Source organism: Pseudomonas sp. H3_C08, from assembly GCF_054669455.1.
In genome coordinates, this window is record NZ_CP162803.1 from 2,456,829 (window position 1) to 2,481,555 (window position 24,727).

18 protein-coding genes and 2 riboswitches are annotated in these 24,727 nt (G+C 60.5%); of the genes, 11 read left to right on the top strand and 7 right to left on the bottom strand.

The annotated features are described in order from the left end of the window. Positions 1–4: 4 nt before the first annotated feature. The 4 genes from AB4N74_RS11400 to cobW all read right to left on the bottom strand — a co-directional run bounded on the left by AB4N74_RS11400 (position 5) and on the right by cobW (position 6,934). Complete coding sequence (locus AB4N74_RS11400; RefSeq protein ID WP_257358562.1) at positions 5–688, bottom strand: vWA domain-containing protein; 684 nt, start codon at positions 686–688, stop codon at positions 5–7. After that, positions 670–1,671 carry an ATP-binding protein gene (locus AB4N74_RS11405; RefSeq protein WP_093430917.1) on the bottom strand — a complete coding sequence of 334 codons (1,002 nt, stop codon included), beginning with the start codon at positions 1,669–1,671 and terminating at the stop codon, positions 670–672. Before AB4N74_RS11405 ends, AB4N74_RS11400 begins: the two co-directional genes overlap by 19 nt. Positions 1,672–2,008: 337 nt before the next feature. Next, complete coding sequence (cobN, locus tag AB4N74_RS11410; RefSeq protein WP_093430914.1) at positions 2,009–5,857, bottom strand: cobaltochelatase subunit CobN; 3,849 nt, start codon at positions 5,855–5,857, stop codon at positions 2,009–2,011. Positions 5,858–5,860: 3 nt separating this feature from the next. Beyond that, positions 5,861–6,934: a cobalamin biosynthesis protein CobW gene (cobW, locus tag AB4N74_RS11415; protein WP_460100223.1), complete on the bottom strand. Its 1,074-nt coding sequence runs from the start codon at positions 6,932–6,934 to the stop codon at positions 5,861–5,863. 99 nt (positions 6,935–7,033) lie between these two features. Beyond that, positions 7,034–7,245, bottom strand: a riboswitch (cobalamin riboswitch). Positions 7,246–7,595: 350 nt separating this feature from the next. Between cobW and AB4N74_RS11420 the strand changes: the two genes are divergently transcribed. The 10 genes from AB4N74_RS11420 (at position 7,596) to cobM (ending at position 16,485) form a co-directional block, all read left to right on the top strand. Then, complete coding sequence (locus tag AB4N74_RS11420) at positions 7,596–8,348, top strand: 2OG-Fe dioxygenase family protein (RefSeq protein ID WP_186624549.1); 753 nt, start codon at positions 7,596–7,598, stop codon at positions 8,346–8,348. Continuing rightward, entirely contained in the window at positions 8,348–9,625 is a 1,278-nt protein-coding gene (locus AB4N74_RS11425; protein ID WP_257355320.1) for a hypothetical protein, read from the top strand. Before AB4N74_RS11420 ends, AB4N74_RS11425 begins: the two co-directional genes overlap by 1 nt. Then, a complete protein-coding gene (locus tag AB4N74_RS11430) occupies positions 9,625–12,045 on the top strand; it encodes an ATP-grasp domain-containing protein (protein WP_460100226.1) in 2,421 nt (806 codons plus the stop codon). The genes AB4N74_RS11425 and AB4N74_RS11430 overlap by 1 nt, the downstream gene beginning before the upstream one ends. Beyond that, complete coding sequence (locus tag AB4N74_RS11435) at positions 12,042–12,959, top strand: sugar phosphate isomerase/epimerase family protein (protein ID WP_099756449.1); 918 nt, start codon at positions 12,042–12,044, stop codon at positions 12,957–12,959. Before AB4N74_RS11430 ends, AB4N74_RS11435 begins: the two co-directional genes overlap by 4 nt. After that, on the top strand, positions 12,949–13,641 hold the full coding sequence (locus AB4N74_RS11440) for an AzlC family ABC transporter permease (RefSeq protein ID WP_460100229.1): 693 nt from the start codon (positions 12,949–12,951) through the stop codon (positions 13,639–13,641). Before AB4N74_RS11435 ends, AB4N74_RS11440 begins: the two co-directional genes overlap by 11 nt. Then, positions 13,634–13,960: a hypothetical protein gene (locus AB4N74_RS11445; RefSeq protein WP_093430893.1), complete on the top strand. Its 327-nt coding sequence runs from the start codon at positions 13,634–13,636 to the stop codon at positions 13,958–13,960. The genes AB4N74_RS11440 and AB4N74_RS11445 overlap by 8 nt, the downstream gene beginning before the upstream one ends. 34 nt (positions 13,961–13,994) lie before the next feature. Beyond that, positions 13,995–14,216, top strand: a riboswitch (cobalamin riboswitch). Between the two features lie 123 nt (positions 14,217–14,339). Further along, complete coding sequence (locus AB4N74_RS11450) at positions 14,340–14,537, top strand: CbtB domain-containing protein (RefSeq protein WP_093430890.1); 198 nt, start codon at positions 14,340–14,342, stop codon at positions 14,535–14,537. 11 nt (positions 14,538–14,548) lie between these two features. Beyond that, positions 14,549–15,247: a CbtA family protein gene (locus AB4N74_RS11455; RefSeq protein ID WP_093430887.1), complete on the top strand. Its 699-nt coding sequence runs from the start codon at positions 14,549–14,551 to the stop codon at positions 15,245–15,247. After that, a complete protein-coding gene (locus tag AB4N74_RS11460) occupies positions 15,244–15,657 on the top strand; it encodes a cobalamin biosynthesis protein (protein WP_003225490.1) in 414 nt (137 codons plus the stop codon). Before AB4N74_RS11455 ends, AB4N74_RS11460 begins: the two co-directional genes overlap by 4 nt. An 81-nt stretch (positions 15,658–15,738) precedes the next feature. Then, the gene (cobM, locus tag AB4N74_RS11465) at positions 15,739–16,485 is read left to right on the top strand and encodes a precorrin-4 C(11)-methyltransferase (protein WP_460100233.1); all 747 of its coding nucleotides are present in this window, start codon (positions 15,739–15,741) and stop codon (positions 16,483–16,485) included. A gap of 199 nt (positions 16,486–16,684) precedes the next feature. Here cobM and nfuA read toward each other — a convergent pair whose 3' ends face one another. The 3 genes from nfuA to AB4N74_RS11480 form a co-directional block, all read right to left on the bottom strand. Further along, positions 16,685–17,269 (bottom strand): Fe-S biogenesis protein NfuA, encoded by a 585-nt coding sequence (nfuA, locus tag AB4N74_RS11470; protein WP_007912592.1) that lies wholly within the window; start codon positions 17,267–17,269, stop codon positions 16,685–16,687. 57 nt (positions 17,270–17,326) lie between these two features. Continuing rightward, complete coding sequence (locus AB4N74_RS11475; RefSeq protein ID WP_099756451.1) at positions 17,327–18,349, bottom strand: acyltransferase family protein; 1,023 nt, start codon at positions 18,347–18,349, stop codon at positions 17,327–17,329. Between the two features lie 184 nt (positions 18,350–18,533). Beyond that, positions 18,534–20,816, bottom strand: a complete 2,283-nt coding sequence (locus AB4N74_RS11480) for a fatty acid cis/trans isomerase (protein WP_460100236.1) — start codon at positions 20,814–20,816, stop codon at positions 18,534–18,536. A gap of 155 nt (positions 20,817–20,971) precedes the next feature. Between AB4N74_RS11480 and metH the strand changes: the two genes are divergently transcribed. Beyond that, a complete protein-coding gene (gene metH, locus AB4N74_RS11485) occupies positions 20,972–24,682 on the top strand; it encodes a methionine synthase (RefSeq protein ID WP_460100239.1) in 3,711 nt (1,236 codons plus the stop codon). The last annotated feature ends 45 nt before the right edge of the window (positions 24,683–24,727 follow it).

Sequence of the window (24,727 nt, forward strand, 5' to 3'; positions counted from 1 at the left end):
AGTATCAGAGGGAAATCAATTCATCGATATGTTGATACTGCGCATCCAGCTCCGTCGCCAGATCCTTGGCCCGGCCCAACCGGATCGGCCCACGCTCGATGTCAATCAGCAACCCCGGACACCCCAGCGCGGGTAATCCCGACCACTGTTTCAGACGCCCATCGGTCACCACCAGCAAGCGTTGCTGCTCGGCAGGAAAGCGCTTGCGCCGCACCGTCAGCCACTGCCCGGCCTGCTCCAGCGCCGCCAGCAACGGCGTGCCACCGCCTGCACCCAAAGCGTCCAGCCAGACACGCAAGCCACTCGAGGCCTTCAATCCCTGCACCTGCCATTTCGGCACCGAGCCACTGGCCGTCAACAATGCGAGTCGCGCCCGTTGCCGGTAAGCATCATCGAACAATTGCGCGAGCAAACCTTTGGCATCGCTCAAGGCCTGATGGCGGCGGGTCGAGGCGGAGGCATCGACGATGACCAGCCATAACTCATGCGGCGTACGCGTGCGCAGTTGAAACAGCAAATCTTCACGCGTCCGGGGACGCCCGTTGAGCAACGTGCCCGGCCAATTTACCGTACCGCTGCGCGCCTTATGGCGCTTGCCTTGGCGTCCGTTGTCCAGCCGACCGGCGCGGGGTCTGGCATTCGCCCCCGCGTCGGATCGGGGGCGAATGCCTAAGGCTTTTTTGGCCAGCTCGGCACTTCGCGGCGGGCGCCGGTGGCGAGCGCAGGCGCCGGCATGTCGCCCCACTGGCCCTGCCCTTCACTCGGTGATGCCTGAGTCGCGGCCGGCGACTGGGCCGGTTGCGGCGGATTCGATGGCGCTTGCTCACGGCGCCGATGGCGCAGGGCAAACTCGGCGACAGCGTCGATATCCTCTGCGCCAATCACCTCAGCTCCGCGCCACGCTGCGTGGGCACGTGCGGCGCGCAACCAGACCAGGTCGGCACGCAGACCATCAACCCCGGCGGCGAAACAACGCTCGGTGATCTGCGCCAGTGCGGCATCATCCAGCGGAATATCGGCCAGGGCACGACGAGCGTTTTCGCAACGTGCACGCAAGGCTTGCTGCTCGCCTTGCCACTGTGCGCAGAACGCTTGCGGGTCGCTGTCGAAATCCAGTCGCCGACGGATGATCTGTCCGCGTTCGGTCGGTGCCGTGTGGCCACTGAGGGCGACGTTCAGGCCAAAGCGGTCAAGCAGTTGCGGACGCAACTCGCCCTCTTCCGGGTTCATCGTGCCGATCAGCACGAACTTCGCCGAATGCCGATGGGAAATGCCGTCGCGCTCGATCAGATTGGTGCCGCTGGCGGCAACGTCGAGCAGCAGATCGACGAGGTGATCGGGCAGCAGATTGACTTCATCGACGTAGAGTACGCCGCCGTCAGCCTTGGCCAGCACACCTGGTGAGAATTGCGCGCGGCCCTCGCTGAGGGCAGCGTCAAGGTCGAGGGTGCCGACCAGGCGTTCTTCGGTGGCGCCCAACGGCAAGGTGACAAATTGACCGCTGGCGAGCAGATCGGCCAGGCCCCGGGCCAGGGTGGATTTGGCCATGCCGCGCGGGCCTTCGATCAGCACGCCGCCGATTTTCGGGTCGATGGCGGTGAGGCACAGGGCGAGCTTGAGGTCATCGGCGCCGACCACGGCGGAGAGCGGGAAATGCGGGGTGTCGGTCATTTGGGTTTTCTCTGTCGTGGTCTTTGGTGTGCTTGAGTGTTGTGGTGTGTCAGTCGGGGTGGCCCTCACCCTAGCCCTCTCCCAGGGGGAGAGGGAACTGATTGCGGTGTTCTTGCAAGTTGCGCCGACCCGAATTATCGAGTTGAACTCAGGCTCCAAAGCCAACACAAATCGGCTCCCTTACCCCCTTACTCCCCTGGGGAGAGGGAACTGACCTAGGTGTTCTTTCGAATTCCGTCGACCTGATATGTCGGGCCGAACTCAGACTTCGACAGCAACGCAAATCGGCTCCCTCTCTCTCCGGGAGAGGGCTGGGGTGAGGGTAGCTTTTGGCCGGTTACATATCTTCCTCAATATCCAGCAGCAGATTCTCCAGCGCTTCCTTATAAGCCCCAGGCTCCTGCCACATCCCCCGCTGCTGTGCCTCAAGCATCCGCTCGGTCATATCCCGCAGCGCGTGCGGATTATGCTCACGAACAAATTCCCGCGTTGCCGGATCCAGCAGATAAGCATCGGCCAGCAAAGCGTACTGGTGGTCATCAATCAACTGCGTCGTCGCATCGAACGCGAACAGGTTATCAACCGTCGCAGCCATTTCGAACGCGCCTTTATAGCCGTGGCGCTTGACCCCGTCGATCCATTTCGGATTGACCGCTCGTGAGCGAATCACCCGGTTCAGCTCTTCTTTCAAGGTGCGAATCTTTGGCAGATCCGGTTGACTGTGATCGCCGTGATAACTCGCCGCCGCTTCACCGCGCAAGCTTTCCACGGCAGCGAGCATGCCGCCCTGGAACTGGTAGTAATCATTGGAATCGAGCAGGTCGTGCTCGCGGTTGTCCTGATTCTGCAGCACCGCTTGTACCTGACTCAGGCGCTGAACGAATTGCTCGCGTGCAGCGGTGCCTTCGTCGGCACCGCCGTAAGCATAAGCGCCCCAGTTCAGATAAACCTCAGCGAGATCTTCACGGCTCTGCCACAAGCGACCGTCGATGGCGCCCTGCACGCCTGCGCCGTACGCGCCGGGTTTGGCGCCGAAGATCCGCCATCCGGCCTGACGCCGCGCGGTGTCCTCATCGAGGCCCGATTGCCGCAGCGCCTCGCGCTCGGCACGCACTTTCGCGGCCAGCGGATTGAGGTCGTCCGGCTCGTCCAGCGCTGCCACTGCTTGCACGGCGGCGTCGAACAGGCGAATCAGGTTGGCGAAGGCATCCCGAAAAAACCCGGAAACTCGCAGCGTGACATCGACGCGCGGACGATCAAGCAGGCTCAGCGGCAGAATCTCGAAATCATCAACGCGCTGACTGCCAGTGGCCCACACCGGACGCACGCCCATCAGTGCCATGGCCTGGGCGATGTCGTCGCCACCAGTGCGCATGGTCGCGGTGCCCCACACGGACAATCCGAGCTGGCGCAGGTGATCGCCGTGGTCTTGCAGGTGCCGTTCCAGAATCAACGTCGCCGACTGGAAACCGATGCGCCACGCGGTGGTGGTCGGCAGGTTGCGCACGTCGACCGAGTAGAAGTTGCGGCCGGTGGGCAGCACGTCAAGGCGACCACGGCTGGGTGCACCGCTGGGGCCCGCGGGGACGAAGCGACCGCTGAGGGCGTCGAGCAGGCCGCGCATTTCGGCGGGGCCGCAGGCATCGAGGCGTGGGGCGACGACTTCGCGCAGCGACTGGATAATCGCATTCACATCAGACCACCCCGGACCTTGTGGGAGCGAGCTTGCTCGCGAAAGCGGTGTGTCAGTGAATGAAGTGTTGGCTGACACGACGCCTTCGCGAGCAAGCTCGCTCCCACATGGATCGTGCAGGGCTTGGGAAATCAGCTGTGTGGCAAACAGTTCGAGGCGTTCGCGGGTATCGCCGGCGGTGCGCCAGACTTCGTCGCCGATTGATCGCAATTGATCGGGGCGCGGACCAGACCAAGGGTCGGCCAGCGCGCAATCGAGCGGGTCGAAACCCAGTTCGAACGCTTTGGCCAATGCCCGCAATAAACTCGACTGCGCGCCTTTGCCATCGCCACGCGGTATACGCAGCAAAGCCAACAACGTATCAATGCGCAAACGCCCGCTCGGCGATTCACCAAAAATGTGCAAACCATCGCGAATCTGCGATTCCTTCAAATCACACAAATACGTATCCAGGCGCGGCAACCAGATCGCCGCGTCGGCATCACTGTCCAGCGCGGCATCGAGTTGCAGTTCGCGGTCGATCTGCGTCTCGCGGACCAATAGCAGAATGTCGCGCTGCAGTTCACGGGCGCGGCGCGGATCAAGCAGCTGCGCTTCGTAATACTCGTCGGCCAGCAGCTCCAGATTGCGCAACGGCCCGTAGGTTTCGGCACGGGTCAGCGGCGGCATCAGGTGATCGATAATCACCGCTTGCGTGCGCCGTTTGGCCTGCGCGCCCTCTCCCGGATCGTTAACGATAAACGGATAGATATTTGGCAGCGGACCGAGCAACGCATCCGGCCAGCAGTTCTCCGAAAGACCGACGCCTTTGCCCGGCAGCCATTCGAGGTTGCCGTGTTTGCCAACGTGAATCACGCCGTGGGCGCCGTAGGTGTTGCGCAACCAGAAATAGAACGCCAGATAAGCGTGCGGCGGCACCAGATCGGGGTCGTGATAGACCGCGCTCGGGTCGACCTGATAACCGCGCGCCGGCTGAATACCGACGAAGGTCAGGCCGAAGCGCAGACCGGCGATCATCATCCTCCCGTCGCGGCACATCGGGTCGTTTTGCGGCGTGCCCCAGCGTTCGATCACAGCGCTGCGATTGGCCTCGGGCAGCGCGTTGAACATCGTCAGATAAGCGTCCATCGCCAGGCTTTGCTGGCACGGACGCAGATCAATGGTGTCGAGATCGTTGCTGACGCCACCGAGCAATTGCTCGATCAACTCGGTGCCGCTATTCGGCAGTTCAGCGGTGAGCGGATATCCCTCAGCCTGCAATGCACGCAGGATGTTCAGCGCCGCCGCCGGCGTGTCGAGACCGACACCGTTGCCGATGCGCCCATCACGGGTCGGATAGTTGGCGAGGATCAATGCGATGCGTTTTTCGCCATTTGGTACTTGCGCCAGATCAATCCAGCGCCGCGCCAGTTCAGCGACAAAATCCATGCGCTCGGGCTGCGCGCGATAGCAGACGACATCGGACTGACTGCGCTCACTGCGCCAGGCCAGATCCTTGAAACTGATCGGCCGGCTGATGATGCGCCCGTCGAGTTCCGGCAAGGCAATGTGCATGGCCAGATCCCGTGGCCCCAGGCCTTGCTCGCTGTCGCGCCAGCCGGGCTCGTTGTCCTGCGCGCAGATTGCCTGGATCACCGGGATATTTCGGCGAAACGGTCGCAGATGCGGCGCTTCCGGGCTGGATTGAGCGAACCCGGTGGTGTTGAGAATCACCCCGGCCTCAACCTCGTCCAGCCAGTCCTCGACCACCGTCAGGCAGCCGGGTTCTTTCAGACTGGCCACCGCGATCGGCAGCGGATTCAGCCCCGCCGCTTGCAAGCGCTGGCAGAACACATCGATGAACGCGGTGTTCGCCGCTTGTAAATGCGAGCGGTAAAACAACACCGCCGCGACCGGGTGCGCAGGCAGCCAATCGGCTTGCCAGTCACTCAGTGCGGCGCTGGTTTTATCCGGATGGTAAATCGCCGTGCGCGGCAGCGCCTGCGGTTCTTCCCAGGCGTAATCGCGAGCCAGCCAACGGTTGGCGAGGCAGCGGAAAAAGTCCAGCGCATTGCCCAGGCCGCCCTGACGCAGGAATTGCCAGAGGCGATCACGATCCACAGCGTTGACGGTGCTCAGGTCGCTGAGTTCCGGATCAGGACGGTCATCGCCCGGCACCAGAATCACCTGCACACCGCGCTCGGACAGTTCGATCAGACGCTCGACGCCGTAGCGCCAATAGGCGATGCCGCCGTGCAGCGAAATCAGAATCACCTTGGCGTGGCGCAGCACTTCATCGACGTACAAATCGACCGAAGCGTGATTCTGCACCTGCATCGGGTTGGCCAGACGCAGGCTCGGGTAATCTTCCGGCAACTGCTGCGCGGCTTCGGCGAGCAGCGCCAGACTGGAGTCGCCGCTGCACAGGATCACCAGCTCGGCGGGGGTTTGGCCAAGGTCGGCAATGTTGTCATCCGAGACGAAACCGCCGGGCTGAGTCCTGAGCAGGTGCATGGCTTAAACGCTGAGCGCAGCGCGCAGTTGCGCTTCGAGTTGCGCGGCGTCGAGTTCCTGACCGATCAACACCAGACGCGTGACGCGCGCTTCATCAGCGCCCCACTGACGGTCGAAATGCTTGTCAAAACGCGTACCCACACCCTGGATCAGCAGACGCATTGGCTTGTTCGGGATGGCGGCGAAACCTTTGACGCGCAGGATGCCGTGCTTGACCACCAGTTGCGCCAGGGCGTCGAGCAGCAGGGTTTCGTCGGCTTGTGGCAGTTCGATGGAGATCGAATCGAAGGCGTCGTGATCGTGGTCATCGTGGTCGTCATCGCCTTCACCGTGGTGGTGATCATGATGGCTGTGGCGGCTGTCGATGTGCTCCTCGGAACCGGCGCCGAGGCCGATCAGCACGTCCAGCGGCAGACGGCCGTTGCTGGCTTCGATGATTTTCACCGCTGGCGGCAGTTCTTCGGCGACTTCAGCGCGGACACGAGCGAGATCTTCAGCGCTGGTCTGGTCGGCCTTGTTGAGGATCACCAGGTCGGCGCTGGCCAGTTGATCGGCGAACAGTTCGTGCAGTGGCGATTCGTGGTCGAGGTTCGGGTCGAGTTTGCGCTGGGCATCAACCTGATCCGGGAACGCGGCGAAAGTGCCAGCGGCGACGGCCGGGCTGTCGACCACGGTGATCACCGCATCAACGGTGCAGGCGCTGCGGATTTCCGGCCACTGGAAGGCTTGTACCAGCGGTTTTGGCAGGGCCAGGCCCGAAGTTTCGATAAGGATATGGTCGAGATCGCCGCGACGGGCAACCAGTTCGCGCATCACCGGGAAGAACTCTTCCTGAACGGTGCAGCACAGGCAGCCGTTGGCCAGCTCGTAAACGCGGCCGGTGGCTTCCTCTTCGGTGCAACCGATGGTGCATTGCTTGAGGATTTCACCGTCAATGCCCAACTCGCCAAACTCGTTGACGATCACCGCGATACGACGGCCCTGAGCGTTGTCGAGCATGTGCCGCAGCAGCGTGGTCTTGCCCGAGCCGAGGAAGCCGGTGACGATGGTGACGGGGAGTTTGGCCAGTGTTTTCATCGGTATGCCCTTTGGCAAGCGGCGGGCATACGGGACGAGAACCGGCAACGCGCGCGCGTGCCTGGAGAGTTCGCCACCGGATCACCCCGCCCGGTTGTAGTGAGAATCTGTGACGAGGCAGGTCTCCTGGCTGACGGCGTTCAGGCGCTGGGCCTGGCGTTGGCTGCGCCTTCCCGCGGGCTCATAAGTTGAGCTGGCAGTGGCGTGGCAGCGAACATCACCGTTCACAGTTGCGGGGGCAGCCGCGGCATTGACCGCGTTCCCTTCTTAGCTCCGGCACACGCCGGAGAACCTCGATTGCGCAAGGCTACGCATGCACGGCAGGCGGGTCAACGCCTGGATCATTGTGGTTATAAGGACAGCAACTTTTTCATCTAATGATCGCGAACACTTCTCACTTAAGAAGTAGTTGTAAGTTATGTCTTACATGCCCTCTCCGTTAAATTAAAAAACCACCACCGGGTTAAACCCTGAAATAGAGCGGCTGCGCGTATTTGATTACATATCTTTACAAAAACCAAATTGATAAATCAATACAAGATATGAACGATGAGTTCGCACAAGGACTATGAGTCTCTCAAGAAAGGATTTCTTGCATGGCTGATTATTATCAGTATTTGATCCTGCCTGTTTCTTTCCTGCACCCATGGGTATCCACAACATGAGTGCCGGTAACGCGTTACGGCTTTCAAGTGATGCCGGACTAAAGGAACTTTCCGAACTACTGCGCAATTGCCACTATGCGCACAGTGCCCACTATCCAGCATTGGATGTTGCGCTGCTGGGACGCGAAGCATGCCGGGCATTCAATGCGACCTGGGAGCATTTGCATACCGATGCGTATCTCAGCGCAGAGAACGGTCTTCGCGAACGACGCATCTGCAAGTTCCAGTATCGCCAACGGGAACGCCAGTGGACGGCGCTGCAAGACTGCCACTTTTTTCAAGCCGAGACCGACAACCCGCTGTTGGGCGGGGTGCAGCGCACCTACACCCGCTGCGAGGCGACGTTCATTGACTCCCCGATTCTGCAGACACTGCTGGCCGCCGACCTGGCACTGCTGGACATGGCGCTGGGGCCGCGCGACTGGCTCGTGACCTGCCATCAGTTCCGTATCCTCTGCGATCAAGGCAATGCTGGCCAGGCCACCCCTGAGGGCAGACATCGCGACGGGCACGATTTTGTCTTTCAACACCTGATTCAACGTCAGCATGTCATCGGTGGCGAAAGCCGGATATTTGATGAAGAAGGTGGCCAAGTATTCAGTGCAACTTTGACTGACTATCTGGAAACCGTCGTCTTGAATGACCGAATACTTCTGCATGAAGTTTCCCCACTGCAAACATCGAGCATTAATTCGGATCGCGGCAGTCGCGATATGTTGATTATCGACTTCGACCTGGCGGACTACTAATGAATCATTCGACTCATGCACTTTCAGTCAGTACCCCACTCGCGCATAGCTTCATCATTGAACAGTTTCAACAGGCGTGCGCACGAAGAACTTCCACACTATCGCTGACCGCCAATGAAAACATATTGTCCGAGACTGCACGCACGCTAGGACAGAATCGCCATTACGAGCGTTACTTGTTCAATGCACAGGCCATTGACGGTCAATGCTATGCCGCCGAATTCAATGGCATGCAGGTCGAACACTTCCCCGAAGTCGAAACATTAAAGGCTTTGGCGACCCAAGCCGTGCAGGCAATGTTCAACGCGCCGTTCGTCGAATACCGTGTGCTCTCCGGCGTGCACTGCACGCTGAGCGTGCTGGCCGCCCTGACCGAGCCGGGCGACTGCGTATTATCACTGGCGCCCGAAAGTGGCGGGCATTTCGCTACCGGGCCTCTGGTGCAGAAGATGGGCCGGCACAGCGTCTTTTTGAAACTGACGGCTGACGGACAAATTGATCTCGGGGACGTTGATCGGCAACTCCAGGCGTGCGGTGTACAACCGGCAGCCGTACTGCTCGACCATGGTCTGACCACACGGGCAATCGCCCTTAAACCACTGCGCGCGCTGCTGAACCGCCGGGGCTTTGAGCGGACACTGATCATCTACGATGCGTCGCACACTCTGGGCCTCATCGCCGGGAAGGTCTTTCCCAACCCGCTTGACGAGGGGGCGGATATTCTTCAAGGCAACACCCACAAATCCCTGGCAGGTCCGCACCGGGCACTGATCGTCTGCCGGCGTGCCGATCTGGCCCAGCGGATCGAGCAAACGCTCAGTGGTGCGCTGGTGTCCTCGCCCAATCTGCCCGGTCTGCTGCAACTGTTCGTCAGCCTGCTGGAAACCCAGCGCTACGGCCAGGCCTACGCCCAACGCATGTGCGCCAATACTCGCCAGTTGCACGACGCACTCGCCGACCTGCCGGGCTGGACGCTGCACCCCTCCGACACGCACCTGCTGTTGCTCGAAGGCGAACGGGCCCGGCAAGCGGCGCAGCAGCTCAATGAACTGGGGATCCGGATCAACAATAAACAGATCAATGGCCGCGACTGCCTGCGCTTCGGCCTTCAGGAAATCACTCGTCTGGGCATCAGCAGCGAAGACCTGGATGCCTTGGCGCACATCATTCGCAATGTCTTGAGCGGTGGCGCCAACGGCGTGGACCGGATTCGTCTGGCTCACATTTGCCAGCGCCTGAACCGGGTCCACTACAGCTTCGATCAGGAGGTTGACTAATGAGTGCAGCGGCCTGCCTGATCATCGGCAATATTCGTGACGGAGAATACGAGGGCCTGATTGCCGAGGGCATCACCCCTTTGCTGATTGCCGATAGTCGCAAAACCAGCAAGATCGCCGATGCGAAACAGATCTCGCCGGTGGCGCTGTACGACTTTTCCAGAGGGCTGACCGCGGATCTGATCCAGCTGACGCAGCAGTTGCTGGACGAGCATGGCTTCACCAGTGTCCTGAATTTCCGTGAAGGCTATGTCGCGATCACGGGGCGGCTGTGTGCGGCGCTGCCGGCGCTGGCCCACTTGCACCGTAACGTGGAAAACACGCTGGACAAGGTGCTGCAACGCCAATGCTTCCAACAGTCGCGCAACCTGGATCTGCACGTGCTCTCTCGCCAGGTTCGTATCGACGACCTGCTGGCGCGCCCGGGCGATCTGCCCTACCCGTTCATCCTGAAGCCAGCGAACCTTTACAGCAGCCTGTTCGTACGCTGCATCGACGATCAGCAGGATCTGCTCGACTACGCCCGTCATGAATGGCCGGCGCTGCAGCGCTATGTGGCGGGCAAAAGCCGCGAAACCGATCAACTGCTGCTGGAGGAATTTCTCCAGGGCTCCAACCATTCCATCGACTGCACGATTGCCGCCGATGGCACGATCAGCAGTTTTCCGATCGTCGATGTGATTGCCGGCGTCGATATCGATCGCGGCGACTTTCACCATTTCGCCCGCTACACGCCGTCGCTGCTGGAGCCCGACGCAGCGCTGAAGGAGCGTTGCCATCGCCTGGCCCATGACGCCGTGAAAGCGTTAGCGCTCAAAGGCACGTTTGCCCATGTCGAGTTCATTCTCACCCCCCGCGGGCCAAGAGTCCTCGAAGTCGGCGCACGCCCCGGCGGCAGCCGGATTCATGTGATTCGCCAAGCCTGGGGACTGGCGCTGGATGCCTGCTACCACCGCGCGCTGTCCGACGAGCCTCTGCCCAGCGCCAGCGAAGCGCCGGATGCGTTCGGCATCGCCACCCCTTTCGCCCGCACAGACCGGCTCTATGACGGACTGCACGGCGCCGACCGGATCTGCCGCTTGCCAGGTTTCCAGCGTTGGTACGCCTACGTCACTCCGGGCGAAGCCATCGGACCGGTCAGCAACGGTTTTCAGAACTACCTGTACATCGAGTTCAGGCAACCCGACACCGCCCGCCTGCGACAATCCTTGCTCGCCGTCAGCGACATTGATGTCTATGGCGAGCAGCCCACGGCGGCGAACACCAAACACATTCTGCTCATCGGCGGGCGTGATTCGGGACTGGATTGGGATACTGCGCGGCAGTTTCGATTTACTCTCGTCCAGCAACCCGGCGAGTTGTCTGACTATCAGCGCGAGCGCGCAACGCTACTGCTGACGCCTGACATCGCCGATCTGCCGGCCTACAGCACGATGGTAGAACGGCTGCACCGGCAATCGCCATTCGATGCCGTGGTTTCGTTTTCGGAACTGGGCCTGCTGCCCGCGTCACGCTTGGGCGAACGTCTGGGCATCGTCCACAACAACCTGCGCAGTGTGGAAGTCAGTCGCGACAAGCTGCTGTTTCGCCAATTGCTCAAAGGCAGTCGCTACGAGTTGCCCACTGCCGCTATCAACCATGGTGCCGAGGCTCGCGCTTTCGTGCTGCGCCATGGCCCGGCCATCGTCAAACCCGTCAACGGTTCGGGCAGTCAGGGCGTCTATGCCATAGACAGGCCCGAGGATGTCGAACACCTCTCGCTGGAGGGAAACAATCTGATCGAGGCCTTCGCCAGCGGCGACGAATACAGCGTTGAATCCCTCAGCCTGGATGGCCAGCACCGGATTCTCGGCATCACGCGCAAATACACCAGCGGTGCCCCCGGTTATGTCGAAACCGGGCATGACTTTCCTGCCGGGCTCGACGAGAAAACCGCCGCGCAGATCGAAGAAGCGGTGCTGTGGCTGCTCGGGCGAATGGGCAACCGCTGGGGCCCGGCCCACACGGAAATCAAGCTGGACGGTTCACGCCTGCAATTCATCGAAACCCAGACCCGCTTCGGCGGTGACCAGATCTGGGAAATGGTCTGGAAAACCACGGGGGTGCATTTGGCAGCCAGCACCATCGCCGCGATGGCCGGCACGTCACTGCCGACGCCCGAGAAAACCTACGCCAAAATGGCGATCCGCTACATCGAGGCGGCCCCGACCGCCGATCCGCAACAGCTCCAGGCACGCCTGCTGCAACACCCGTTTGCATTACGCGTGAACCTCAACCCCGACAAGTTCGGCCAGAGCATCAGCCGTTCCGCAGACCGCCACGGCTACACGCTGCTGGGCTGCAGCGACGCCGACGACCCGGCGGACTTCAACGCCGCGATCACCCACCCAGAGTTCACTACGCAAGGACCAGCGCAATGACCCGTAAAGACCCGCTATATCACATCGAAGGCCCGATCAGCGCTCACTTCCCGATGATCTCCTTTTCCACCAATGTCTACGACAACCCTGCAGACATCCTGGGTTCGATCACCGATCTGGCCAGACATTTCCAAGCGGTCGAGTTCGAGATCGGCGAAGACGCCGAAAAAACCTTCTGGTCGCTGAGCGCCGAAGACCGGTCTGAGCTTGCCGGGAAAATCCGCAGCTTCGCCGAACACAATGGCATCACGCTGACCGTCCACGCCGGATGGTGGGGTCGCCAGTACAACCTGTGCTCCCCGGATTTGACCGAACGTGCCCAAGCGGTGGACTGCCTGAGTGCCGCCGTGGAGTTTTCCCACGAGGCCGGCGCCACCAGCGTCACTTTTCATCCCGGCTACAAAGATCAACTGGAAAACGGCGAACTGCTGGACAACCTGATAGTAGCGATCAACCAGGTGACCAAGCGCTGCAACACCGATGGCATCGCCCTGTGCCTGGAGAACATGGGCGGTCAGCGGCCGAAATTCCCGGTCTTCACCGTCGAGGAACACCTGCGCTTTCACAAGGAAACCGGGTGCTTCGTGACCATCGACGTGACGCATCTGTGCTCACTGCTGCCGTATGGTGAAAGCCTGTTCAAAGCCATTGCCGATCTGGCGCCGGTTACCCGGCATCTGCACATTGCCGACCTCAACAACACCCACCATCAACATCTGCCGATTGGCGAAGGCAACTTGCGCCTGAGCGATGTGCTCAATCGCTTCGCGGTCAACGGCTATCGGGGGGTGGCCGTGGTGGAAGAGTTCATTCCGCGCTTCTCCACCGAGTACTACCTGGAAAAAGCTCTGGCCTACAAGAACGGCGTAGAGCAATTGCTGGCCGGCTCGCGGCACAGCACTCATGCTGGTTGAGTCGAACCTGGCAAAACCGGCGTCGCGCAGCGAGATCGCGACCGGTATCCGCGATGCGCTACCGTTCGTCTTCTCGCTGCTGCTGACCTTCATCCTGATCGGCATGCTCGGGCGCCGCCATGGTCTGGATCTTCCGGCCATGGTGGTTTTCAGCGGTACGGTAATGGCCTCGCCGTTGCAACTGACGCTGCTGGAAACCCCCGCGCACCTGCTTAACGCCTTTGGCGTGCTGGTCTCGGCGCTGAGTATCAACTTGCGTTTTCTGGTCTTCACACTGAGCCTGAAATCCAGCCTCCAGGGCCCGGTCAAAGCGTTTGTCCCCGCCCTGGCGGTGATGGCAAATGCGGCTTTCACGTTGATGTCGATCCGCAAGGATCAGCAACCGATCAGCCGCCCGTATGCCAACACCGTGTGCTTTCTGCTGTACGCCGCCGCCCTGCTTGGCACCGTGGTCGGGTACTGTTTCGCCAGCGTGGCCGACAACGCAGTGATGGATCACGTCAGTGTGGTGATCGCGATTTTCATCAGCGCTTCGCTTGGCAAGATGGCCCGCGACCGTCACAGCTTCCATGCGCAATGGATTGCCGGCCTGGCCACCGCCGCGAGCTTGCTGTGGCTGGGCGAGGTCAGCTTGCTGCTGGTGCTCGCCATCACCGTTCTGACGAGCTATGTCTATGATTGAACCTGGTACTTTCTGGCTGTACGTACTGATTTGCGCGCTGGTTTCGATCGTCTGCCGCTTGCTGCCGCTGGCCGTCGATGTCGAACGGCTTTCGGCAACTGCCCGCGCTTTCATCGATCGTCTGGGAAAATACACATCGGTGGCGATGCTCGTCAGCCTGCTGGCGGTCTCACTCTATCCTTTGGCCAGCCAGCACCTGGCGGCCATGCCATGGATCCTCCCGGTGGCGTTGGCGTGGCTGCTGAGCCTGACGCGAATCAAATCCTATTATGCGTTCCTGATGGCGCTGGGGGTGTACGTCCTGCTGATCATGCGCTAGGCGTCGATTGACTCAAATCCCCCGCCCATGCTCTCCTACACAACTTGTTACGGGTGCCCTTCACAGGGTGAAACGGGAAACCGGTGAATCATGTGCTTTACTCAAGCCCATGTCAGTCCGGTGCTGCCCCCGCAACGGTAAGCGAGCGAAGCGTCAAAACCACTGTGCCAATACGGTATGGGAAGGTGACGCTTGCAGGTCGGCCTGACGCCAGCCCCTCGTGAGCCCGGAGACCGGCCCGCAACACACAGCCCGCATTTGTGCGGCGCTGCACATAACAAACCCGCGGTGGGCGGGCGCTGTTCGAACCTCTGCGAGCCCGACCCGCAGGGGTTTTCATGCGCTCTATTCACCCGCTGACACTCCAGAGGGAAGCGCCATGTCGATCATCAGCAGCACCGGCAGCAACACGGACAAAATCGCCAGCACCACCACCCTGAGCCAACGCCTGACCGCCGCAATCTTTGCGTCGATCCTCGGCGCCAGTCTGGTTTACTTTGCCGGTTTCTCGCACATCGAAGCGGTGCACAACGCCGCCCACGATACCCGCCACAGCGCCGCGTTCCCGTGCCATTGAGACCTGCCGACATGATCAAGCGTATCGCGCAAACTGCAGGTTTCTCTGGTCTGCTGGCCGCCCTGCTCCTCACTCTGCTGCAAAGCTTCTGGGTTTCGCCGCTGATTCTGCAGGCGGAAACCTTCGAGAAGTCCGAGCCGGTGGCGGTTCACGAACATGCCGCTGGCGTGGCTGCGCACACCCATGATGCCGAGGCCTGGGAGCCGGAAGACGGCTGGCAGCGCGTAGTCTCGACCACTGGCGGTAATCTGGTCGTAGCCGTCGGTTTCGCCCTGATGCTCGCCGGCCTCTACACCCTGCGCGCGCCGACCAAAACTTCGCAGGGCCTGCTCTGGGGCCTGGCCGGTTACGCGACGTTCGTGCTTGCTCCGACCTTGGGCCTGCCACCAGAACTGCCGGGCACCGCTGCGGCTGATCTGGCTTCGCGGCAGACGTGGTGGATCGGCACGGCCGCTTCGACGGCTGTAGGTCTGTCGCTGATCGCGTTCAGCCGTCACTGGCTGATGAAGGTCCTCGGTGTGGCCATCCTCGCTGTGCCCCACGTGATCGGCGCACCGCAACCGGAAGTGCATTCGATGCTCGCCCCCGAAGCACTCGAAGCTCAGTTCAAAATCGCTTCGCAGTTGACCAACGTGGCGTTCTGGCTGGCCCTGGGCCTGATCAGCGCCTGGTTGTTCCGCCGCAAAAGCGCTGGTCAATACCACGCATGACCGATGACCGCGCAGCGCCGACCTTCGTGGTCGGCCTGGGCTGCCAGCGCGGCTGCCCGGCCAGCACGCTGCGCGCGTTACTCGATCAAGCGTTACAGGCGCATCGCATTGAGCTTGAGGCGGTGAAAGCGTTGGCCAGTATCGACTTGAAGCGCGACGAGCCGGGCCTGCAAGAACTTGCTGCACAACTGGCTCTGCCCCTGCTGTACTTCAGCAGTGACGAACTGGCCAGCTACCAACAGCGGCTCAGTCACCATTCACAGATTGCTTACGAACGCACCGGTTGCTACGGCGTCGCCGAAAGTGCCGCGCTTGCGCTCGCTGAACAGCTGATTCAAGCGCCGGCAAAACTGCTGATCTCCCGGCAAAAATACGCTCAGGCCACGCTGGCATTGGCCGGCGCGGCGTAAAATCCCGATAATCCCCGCCATTGATCATGAGCGTTGTTCATCTGCAACGCAGTCGTGCCCTCTTTTACTCAGGATTCAACGATGACCGTCTACTTCATCGGCGCCGGCCCCGGCGACCCGGAATTGATCACTGTCAAAGGCCAGCGGCTGATTCGCAGTTGCCCGGTGATTATCTACGCAGGTTCGCTAGTGCCGGCGGCGTTACTCGACGGCCATCAAGCCGAAACAGTGGTGAACAGCGCCGAATTGCATCTGGAACAGATCATCGAATTGATCAAGACCGCGCATGCCAAGGGTCAGGATGTGGCGCGGGTGCATTCCGGCGATCCGAGTCTGTATGGCGCGATTGGCGAGCAGATCCGTTATCTGCGTGAGCTGGATATTCCGTTCGAGATCATTCCCGGCGTGACGGCCACCGCAGCCTGTGCGGCGTTGCTTGGCGCGGAATTGACGCTGCCGGACGTGTCGCAAAGCGTGATTCTGACTCGCTACGCCGACAAAACCGCGATGCCGGCAGGCGAAGAGCTTGGCAGTCTGGCGCAGCATGGCGCGACCATGGCGATTCATCTGGGCGTTAACCATTTGCCGAAGATTCTGGTGGAACTGCTGCCGCATTACGGCGCGGATTGCCCGATTGCGGTGATTCACCGGGCGACGTGGCCTGATCAGGATTGGGTGGTGGGGACGCTGGCGGATATTGCCGAAAAGGTTGAGGCCAAAGGGTTTCGGCGTACGGCGTTGATTCTGGTGGGCCGAGTGCTGGGCAGCGAGGTGTTTAGCGAGTCATCGCTGTATCGCGCCGGGCATGCTCACCTCTACAGACCATGAATTGGAACGCGGAGCGTCCCGGGCTGCATTCCCACGCAGAGCGTGGGAACGATCAAAGGCCCTTTCGCGAGCAGGCTCGCTCCCACATTTGATCGTATTTCAAATGTGGGAGCGAGCCTGCTCGCAAATGCATTCCTGAATTTCACCCATAAAAAACGGCGCTCACGGGGCGCCGTTTTTCATGTCCGCAGCGAACACCTTAGTAGTAGGCGTTTTCTTTCTGCGTGTGGTCGGTCACGTCGCGAACGCCCTTCAGCTCCGGAATACGCTCGAGCAAGGTGCGCTCGATGCCTTCCTTCAAGGTTACGTCCGCCTGGCCGCAGCCCTGGCAACCGCCACCGAACTGCAACACGGCGATGCCGTCTTCAACCACATCGATCAGGCTGACCTGACCGCCGTGGCTGGCCAGCCCCGGGTTGATTTCGGTTTGCAGGTAATAGTTGATGCGCTCGTTGACCGGGCTGTCGGCGTTGACCATCGGTACTTTGGCGTTCGGCGCCTTGATGGTCAGCTGGCCGCCCATGCGGTCGGTGGCGTAGTCGACAACGGCGTCATCGAGAAACGCTTCGCTGAAGTGATCGATATACGCGGTGAAGCTTTTCAGCCCCAGCGCGGTGTCTTCAGGTTTTTCTTCGCCCGGCTTGCAGTAGGCAATGCAGGTTTCAGCGTACTGGGTGCCAGGCTGGGTGATGAAGACGCGGATGCCGATGCCCGGGGTGTTCTGCTTGGAGAGCAGATCAGCCAGGTAATCGTGGGCGGCGTCGGTAATGGTAATAGCGGTCATGGAAACTCCTCGCAGGCTTGGGCGCAGTTTACGCCAATCATTGCGCCGGACAAAGTCCTAGTATTTTTGTCGGGAAAGATTCTCGTCCGGCTCCATGTCAACCCGCGCCTTGAGCCAATGGTAACTGCGCTTTTCCACCCATTCGTAGCTCAACCACGAGCCAACGCCAATCGCCAGCGCGCACACGGCAAACATCAAATACGGGTTGATCGCGTAGCGCTGCGCGATAAATCCCCCCGTCGACAGCACCAGCACGTGCATCAGGTAAACCGAATACGAGCAATCGCCAAGCAGTTTGAGCATTCGGCTGCGCTCGACATAACGCTCAAGTGAGATACACGCCATGACCAGCACTGCACTCGGCACGCCCCAGCTCAGCAGCCTTGGCGCCGGTGCCAAGTAATAAATCGCCAGCAGTGCCACGACGATGCAAGTCAGCGGCAACCAAAAACCGGGGCCGATCCAGCCCCGCCGATAGAGCATGCCAATGCCGATCCCCAGCAGAAACTCATAAACGATGTCCGAGCGATAGAACGCGCTGACCCAGCCAAACCCGGTCCAGGCCTGACACACGGCAAAGAGCAGCGCGGCGACCACCAGCAGGCGCACCTGCAAACGAAACAGCAGCGCCCAGGCAAACAGCACGTAGAAAAGCATTTCGTAATTCAGTGTCCAGCCGACATTCAACGTCGGATAGATACCGTAGCCGCCAGGATTCTCGGTAGGAATGAACAGCAACGACAGCAGCAGATGGCCCCAGTCCACCGTCTGATCCGGCAGCAAAGGTTGGGCGAACACCACCAGCAGCGCCATCAGCAGCGTGTACAGCCAGTACGCCGGGACGATGCGAAACAGCCGGTACAGCAGGAAACGCGCGGGCGGCAGCGGTTTGTTTTCGGTCGAGAGGAAAATCACCAACCCGCTGATGACAAAGAAAATGTCGACGCCCACCGCGCCTTTGTCGATAAAGAACTGGCCGACCGGTCCGCGCGCCTTGAAGTCAAAAAAAATCTGCATGAAGTGGTGGCAGACCACCGTCCACGCGGCCAGCGCACGCAGGGCTTGCACTGAAATCAACATCACCTGCTCCCGATCACAATTCCTGAATCCACCTCAGATCCCTTGTAGGAGTGAGCCTGCTCGCGATAGCGGAAAATCAGGCACTAAAGATGTTGAATGTACCGCCGCCATCGCGAGCAGGCTCACTCCTACAAGGGTTTGGTTGTGTTGCTTCAAGTTGGGACAGCAGGCCAATCTGAAACGATCAAAGATTCTCGTAGCGGTTCATGTCCAGCACGCCCTCTTCCACCGGGTCGGTTTCGTGCAGGTATTGGCTCAGATCGTGGAAATAGAACCAGAATTGCGGGTGACTGCGCCGAATACCCCAGCGTTCGACGATTTTTTCGAAACGATTGGCGTCCTTGGCGTTTTCCATTGCATCGACAAACTCCGGCACCTGATCGGCCGGGACATTAAAGATGAAGTTCGGATAGCTGCTGAGCACGCCCGGGTAAATGGTGATCGTGTCCAGCCCGGGCTGATAGCGCAGCGACTCACCAAGCAGGAACGCCACGTTGCTGTGCGCGCGGTTGCGCAACAGGCTGTAGACCTCGCGTTTGCCGTTGGCGGTTGCAATGCGCAGCATGGTGGCTTCCGGCAGTTGGTCGATGACCTTCAAACCGGCCGCCGGACGCGAGGTCAGGCGGCTCAGCGCCTGCTCGGCATTTTGCAGGGCCGGGTCAATATTCGGCCGCGAGCAGTAAGCCCCATCGCAGCGGTTGATCGGATCCGGGTGCGCATTGAGATCACCGTAACGCGCCAGCAACTGCATGGCGAAGTCGTATTTCGGGTCTTTCTCATCAAGTTTCAGTGCCGTCGGCTTGTCGTCGTCGATCGCTTCGTAATCGAGCCACATCTTGAACTGGCCGCTGTTCTGATACCAATCGTCGAGGTAATCCTCTCGGGAGTCGGCCGGCATCAGGCGCAGGAAGTTTTGCTCGGCGCCATTGCGGATCAAATCGAAATACAGACGGGTTTGCGCCTGATGCGAGACGTTGCCGAACACGTCGAAGTTGACTGCCAACTGGTAATAGGTGCGTTCGAGCAGCGGATAGTCGAACAGCCACATTGTCTGCGGCACCTCGCCGATCAGGCCTTTGGTCACCGAGGCGCTGTCGAAGTGGCGGAAAATGCTCAACAGCGCGTTGTCGTTGCCGGCCCACAGGGTCGACCAGCTGGGCGCCGGCAAATCAGCGTAGCTGTCGCGGCGCAAGGCTTCGTATTCGTTTCGTTTGTCACGGTAGTTGCGCCACAGGCTCAGTACGCTGCCGACGTCATCGTTCTGCCCGGGCATGGCCAGCAACGGCGTGGCCTGGCCGCGATAGTTCGGGTCAGTGATATAGAGGTCATGTTCCGGCGCCTGGAACAGCGCCCAGAAGTTGTCACGGATCACGTCGGTGGCGATCTGCCCACGGCACACCGGGCCGCGAATGAAGGTGCGGACAAAGTATTCGGCGTTGTCGAGCATGAACTGATAACGCGCCTGCGCCGGGATCGCTTCAAATGTGGCGAACGGGTTGGCGCGGCTCTGCGGGCCGTAACCGGGCAAGGCATTAACCTGCCAGTTACCGCTATAGAACAGACTTTTGACCCGCGCCATTTTCGCCGCGCTCAACGGATAGGTGATGTGGGTCTTGTGCACGATCACCCCTTGCACCGGCCACAAGCGGTAATACACCTGAGTGCCCGGATCATCGTTGGGGCGACGGGTGGCGATCAGGTCGATCGGCTGCCCGGTCGGCGTGCGCGAACGTACCCACTGGAAATAATGGCCCGGCTCGCCGTCCTTGAAATAGATATGCGCAAGGTACCAATGCTCGTACAACCAGCGACCGACCAGACTTTGCCGTGCGCCGGGAGTGTTGAGCAGGTTTTCCCACTGGACGATCTGCAGCGCCTCTTTGGTGCTTGGCGCCAGGCCTTGTTCGTCAATCGGCGCACCCGAGGCCAGCCAGCGTTGCAGCGTCTGATATTGCTGATCGGTCAGCCCGGTGACTGCCAGCGGCATGCCTTCTTTCGGATGCGCGCCGGCATAGCCTTCGAACTCGGCGGGCATCGCGCACAGGTTTTCGCGGTTCAGACCCAGCACGATGTCTTCCGGGAGCTTGGCGTTCGGCGTCAGTGGCGTCTTGTGCCCAAGTTCAAGCATGCGCGCCATCAGCGCAGCCTGGCTGCCTTGGGCATCGAGCACCGAATAGAAGTCTTTTTGCTGCCAGGCACGTTTACCGAAGGCATCGTAAAACAGTCGGGTGGTGGGTGCCGCTTGTGTGCGCTCGCCGTCGTAGACCGGCATTTTGCTCGCACCACGGGCCGCGCCCTCACCGCTGCCCAGATTCAACTGGCAGGCCGAGTCGTAACACGCATGGCAGGCCACGCACTTCTCGGTGAAGATCGGTTGGATATCACGGCTATATGAGATCGTGGGTTCCTGCGCAACGGCGCCCCAGCTTAAAAGCAGCAAAAAAATGCTGATGACGCGGTACGACATGCCCTTGATCCCGATCCTGAAAAAAACGCCGCGATTCTACAGTATGACGCTCGTACCAACATGAGCGATATTCATGCAAAAGCCCAACATGCTCTAAAAGCGCACAGGTTTGCTATGATCCCGCTCCTTCGTAATGGTCTTTCCGAGTAGTCCAAATGTCCGATCGCAGCGTCCGCCTTCAAGCTCTCAAGCAAGCTCTCAAAGAGCGCATCCTGATACTCGATGGCGGTATGGGCACGATGATCCAGAGCTACAAGCTCGAAGAGCAGGACTATCGCGGCAAACGCTTCGCCGACTGGCCGAGTGACGTCAAGGGCAACAACGACCTGCTGGTCATCACCCGTCCGGACGTGATCGGCGGCATCGAGAAAGCCTATCTGGATGCCGGCGCCGACATCCTCGAAACCAACACGTTCAACGCCACGCGCATTTCCATGGCCGACTACGGCATGGAAGAACTGGCGTACGAGCTAAACGTAGAAGGCGCACGTCTGGCGCGCAAGGTTGCCGACGCCAAGACCGCCGAGAACCCGGCCAAGCCGCGCTTCGTCGCCGGCGTGCTCGGCCCGACCAGCCGCACCTGCTCGCTGTCGCCCGACGTCAACAACCCGGGCTACCGCAACGTCACCTTTGATGAACTGGTGGAAAACTACACCGAAGCCACCAAAGGCCTGATCGAAGGCGGCGCGGATCTGATCCTGATCGAAACCATTTTCGACACCCTCAACGCCAAAGCGGCGATCTTCGCCGTGCAAGGCGTGTTCGAAGAGCTGCACATCGAACTGCCGATCATGATTTCCGGCACGATCACTGACGCCTCCGGCCGGACCCTGTCGGGGCAAACCACCGAAGCGTTCTGGAACTCCGTGGCGCACGCCAAGCCAATCTCCGTTGGTCTCAACTGTGCGCTCGGCGCCAGTGAGCTGCGTCCGTACCTGGAAGAGCTGTCGAACAAGGCCAGCACCCACGTATCCGCGCACCCGAATGCCGGCCTGCCGAACGAGTTTGGCGAGTACGACGAACTGCCGTCGGAAACCGCCAAAGTCATCGAAGAATTCGCCCAGAGCGGCTTCCTCAACATCGTCGGCGGTTGCTGCGGCACCACCCCGGGGCACATCGAAGCCATCGCCAAAGCCGTCGCCGGTTACGCGCCGCGTCAGATTCCGGATATTCCGAAGGCTTGCCGCCTCTCGGGTCTGGAACCGTTCACCATCGATCGCAACTCGCTGTTCGTTAACGTTGGCGAGCGTACCAACATCACCGGTTCGGCCAAGTTCGCCCGTCTGATCCGTGAAGACAACTACACCGAAGCTCTCGAAGTCGCCCTGCAACAGGTCGAGGCCGGCGCGCAGGTGATCGACATCAACATGGACGAAGGCATGCTCGATTCGAAGAAGGCCATGGTGACCTTCCTCAATCTGATTGCCGGTGAACCGGACATCTCCCGCGTGCCGATCATGATCGACTCGTCGAAATGGGAAGTGATCGAAGCCGGCCTCAAGTGCATTCAGGGCAAGGGCATCGTCAACTCGATCAGCATGAAAGAAGGCGTCGAGCAGTTCATCCATCACGCCAAGCTGTGCAAACGCTACGGCGCGGCCGTGGTGGTGATGGCGTTCGACGAAGCTGGCCAGGCCGACACCGAAGCGCGCAAGAAAGAAATCTGCAAACGCTCCTACGACATTCTGGTCAACGAAGTCGGCTTCCCGCCGGAAGACATCATCTTCGACCCGAACATCTTCGCCGTCGCTACCGGTATTGAAGAACACAACAACTACGCGGTGGACTTCATCAACGCCTGCGCCTACATCCGCGACGAACTGCCGTATGCGCTGACCTCGGGCGGCGTGTCCAACGTGTCATTCTCGTTCCGTGGCAACAACCCGGTGCGTGAGGCGATCCACTCGGTGTTCCTGCTGTACGCGATCCGCGCGGGCCTGACCATGGGCATCGTCAACGCCGGGCAGTTGGAGATCTACGACCAGATCCCGCAGGAACTGCGCGACGCCGTGGAAGATGTGATTCTCAACCGCACGCCAGAAGGCACCGACGCCCTCCTCGCCATCGCCGACAAGTACAAGGGCGACGGCAGCGTCAAGGAAGCCGAGACCGAAGAGTGGCGCAGTTGGGAGGTCAACAAGCGTCTGGAACATGCGCTGGTCAAAGGCATCACCACGCATATCGTAGAAGACACCGAAGAATCGCGTCAGTCGTTCGCGCACCCGATCGAAGTGATCGAAGGCCCGCTGATGTCCGGCATGAACATCGTCGGCGACCTGTTCGGCGCCGGCAAAATGTTCCTCCCGCAAGTGGTGAAATCCGCGCGAGTGATGAAGCAGGCGGTGGCGCACTTGATCCCGTTCATCGAACTGGAAAAAGGCGACAAGCCGGAAGCCAAAGGCAAGATCCTCATGGCAACCGTGAAAGGCGACGTGCACGACATCGGCAAAAACATTGTCGGTGTGGTACTTGGTTGCAACGGCTATGACATCGTCGACCTTGGCGTGATGGTCCCGGCGGAGAAGATTCTGCAGGTCGCCAAAGAACAGAAATGCGACATCATCGGTCTCTCCGGCCTGATCACGCCTTCTCTGGACGAAATGGTTCACGTTGCCCGTGAAATGCAGCGCCAGGACTTTCACCTGCCGCTGATGATCGGTGGCGCGACCACTTCCAAAGCGCACACGGCGGTGAAGATCGAGCCGAAGTACAGCAACGATGCCGTGGTCTACGTGACCGACGCCTCCCGTGCAGTGGGCGTGGCGACGCAGTTGCTGTCGAAAGAATTGAAGGCCGGTTTCGTCGAAAAGACGCGTCTGGAATACATCGATGTGCGCGAACGTACCTCGAACCGCAGCGCCCGCACCGAGCGCCTGAGCTACGCAGCGGCCATCGCCAAGAAGCCACAGTTCGACTGGGCCAATTATCAGCCGGTCAAACCGACCTTCACCGGCAGCAAGGTACTGGACAACATCGACCTCAAGGTCTTGGCCGAATACATCGACTGGACGCCGTTCTTCATTTCGTGGGACCTGGCTGGCAAGTTCCCGCGCATCCTCGAAGATGAAGTGGTCGGTGAGGCCGCCACCGCGCTGTACAAGGACGCGCAGGAGATGCTCGCCAAGCTGATCGACGAGAAGCTGATCAGCGCCCGTGCGGTGTTAGGCTTCTGGCCGGCCAATCAAGTACATGACGACGACATCGAACTGTACGGCGATGACGGCAAGCCATTGGCCAAGCTGCATCACCTGCGCCAGCAGATCATCAAGACCGACGGCAAACCAAACTTCTCGCTGGCTGACTTCGTAGCGCCGAAGGACAGCGAAGTGACCGACTACGTCGGTGGTTTCATCACCACCGCCGGCATCGGCGCCGAAGAAGTGGCCAAGGCTTATCAAGACGCTGGCGACGACTACAACTCGATCATGGTCAAAGCCCTGGCCGACCGTTTGGCCGAGGCCTGCGCCGAGTGGCTGCACCAGCAAGTGCGTAAAGAGCACTGGGGTTATGCCAAGGACGAAGAGCTCGATAACGACGCGCTGATCAAAGAGCAATACAGCGGCATCCGCCCTGCTCCGGGTTACCCGGCGTGCCCGGATCACACCGAGAAAGCGGCGCTGTTCGCCTTGCTCGATCCGCAAGCCGAAGAAATGCGCGCCGGTCGCAGTGGTGTGTTCCTCACCGAACACTACGCGATGTTCCCGGCGGCTGCGGTCAGCGGCTGGTACTTCGCCCACCCGCAAGCGCAGTACTTCGCCGTGGGCAAGGTCGACAAGGATCAGGTGCAAAGCTACACCTCGCGCAAAGGCCAGGAGCTGAGCGTGACCGAGCGCTGGCTGGCGCCGAACCTCGGCTACGACAACTGAAACCCGCCACGGATCTGGGAGCTCAGTCCCAGGTCCGTTCAGGCA

Bases quoted from the DNA above. Each gene is read 5' to 3' on its own strand.
- cobN (WP_093430914.1), bottom strand. From the start codon at position 5,857: ATGCACCTGCTCAGGACTCAGCCCGGCGGTTTCGTCTCGGATGACAAC.
- AB4N74_RS11420 (WP_186624549.1), top strand. From the start codon at position 7,596: ATGAGTGCCGGTAACGCGTTACGGCTTTCAAGTGATGCCGGACTAAAG.
- AB4N74_RS11435 (WP_099756449.1), top strand. From the start codon at position 12,042: ATGACCCGTAAAGACCCGCTATATCACATCGAAGGCCCGATCAGCGCT.
- AB4N74_RS11425 (WP_257355320.1), top strand. From the start codon at position 8,348: ATGAATCATTCGACTCATGCACTTTCAGTCAGTACCCCACTCGCGCAT.
- AB4N74_RS11455 (WP_093430887.1), top strand. From the start codon at position 14,549: ATGATCAAGCGTATCGCGCAAACTGCAGGTTTCTCTGGTCTGCTGGCC.
- AB4N74_RS11450 (WP_093430890.1), top strand. From the start codon at position 14,340: ATGTCGATCATCAGCAGCACCGGCAGCAACACGGACAAAATCGCCAGC.
- AB4N74_RS11405 (WP_093430917.1), bottom strand. From the start codon at position 1,671: ATGACCGACACCCCGCATTTCCCGCTCTCCGCCGTGGTCGGCGCCGAT.
- AB4N74_RS11475 (WP_099756451.1), bottom strand. From the start codon at position 18,349: ATGTTGATTTCAGTGCAAGCCCTGCGTGCGCTGGCCGCGTGGACGGTG.
- AB4N74_RS11440 (WP_460100229.1), top strand. From the start codon at position 12,949: ATGCTGGTTGAGTCGAACCTGGCAAAACCGGCGTCGCGCAGCGAGATC.
- cobM (WP_460100233.1), top strand. From the start codon at position 15,739: ATGACCGTCTACTTCATCGGCGCCGGCCCCGGCGACCCGGAATTGATC.
- AB4N74_RS11480 (WP_460100236.1), bottom strand. From the start codon at position 20,816: ATGTCGTACCGCGTCATCAGCATTTTTTTGCTGCTTTTAAGCTGGGGC.
- nfuA (WP_007912592.1), bottom strand. From the start codon at position 17,269: ATGACCGCTATTACCATTACCGACGCCGCCCACGATTACCTGGCTGAT.
- AB4N74_RS11430 (WP_460100226.1), top strand. From the start codon at position 9,625: ATGAGTGCAGCGGCCTGCCTGATCATCGGCAATATTCGTGACGGAGAA.
- metH (WP_460100239.1), top strand. From the start codon at position 20,972: ATGTCCGATCGCAGCGTCCGCCTTCAAGCTCTCAAGCAAGCTCTCAAA.
- AB4N74_RS11460 (WP_003225490.1), top strand. From the start codon at position 15,244: ATGACCGATGACCGCGCAGCGCCGACCTTCGTGGTCGGCCTGGGCTGC.
- AB4N74_RS11445 (WP_093430893.1), top strand. From the start codon at position 13,634: ATGATTGAACCTGGTACTTTCTGGCTGTACGTACTGATTTGCGCGCTG.
- cobW (WP_460100223.1), bottom strand. From the start codon at position 6,934: ATGAAAACACTGGCCAAACTCCCCGTCACCATCGTCACCGGCTTCCTC.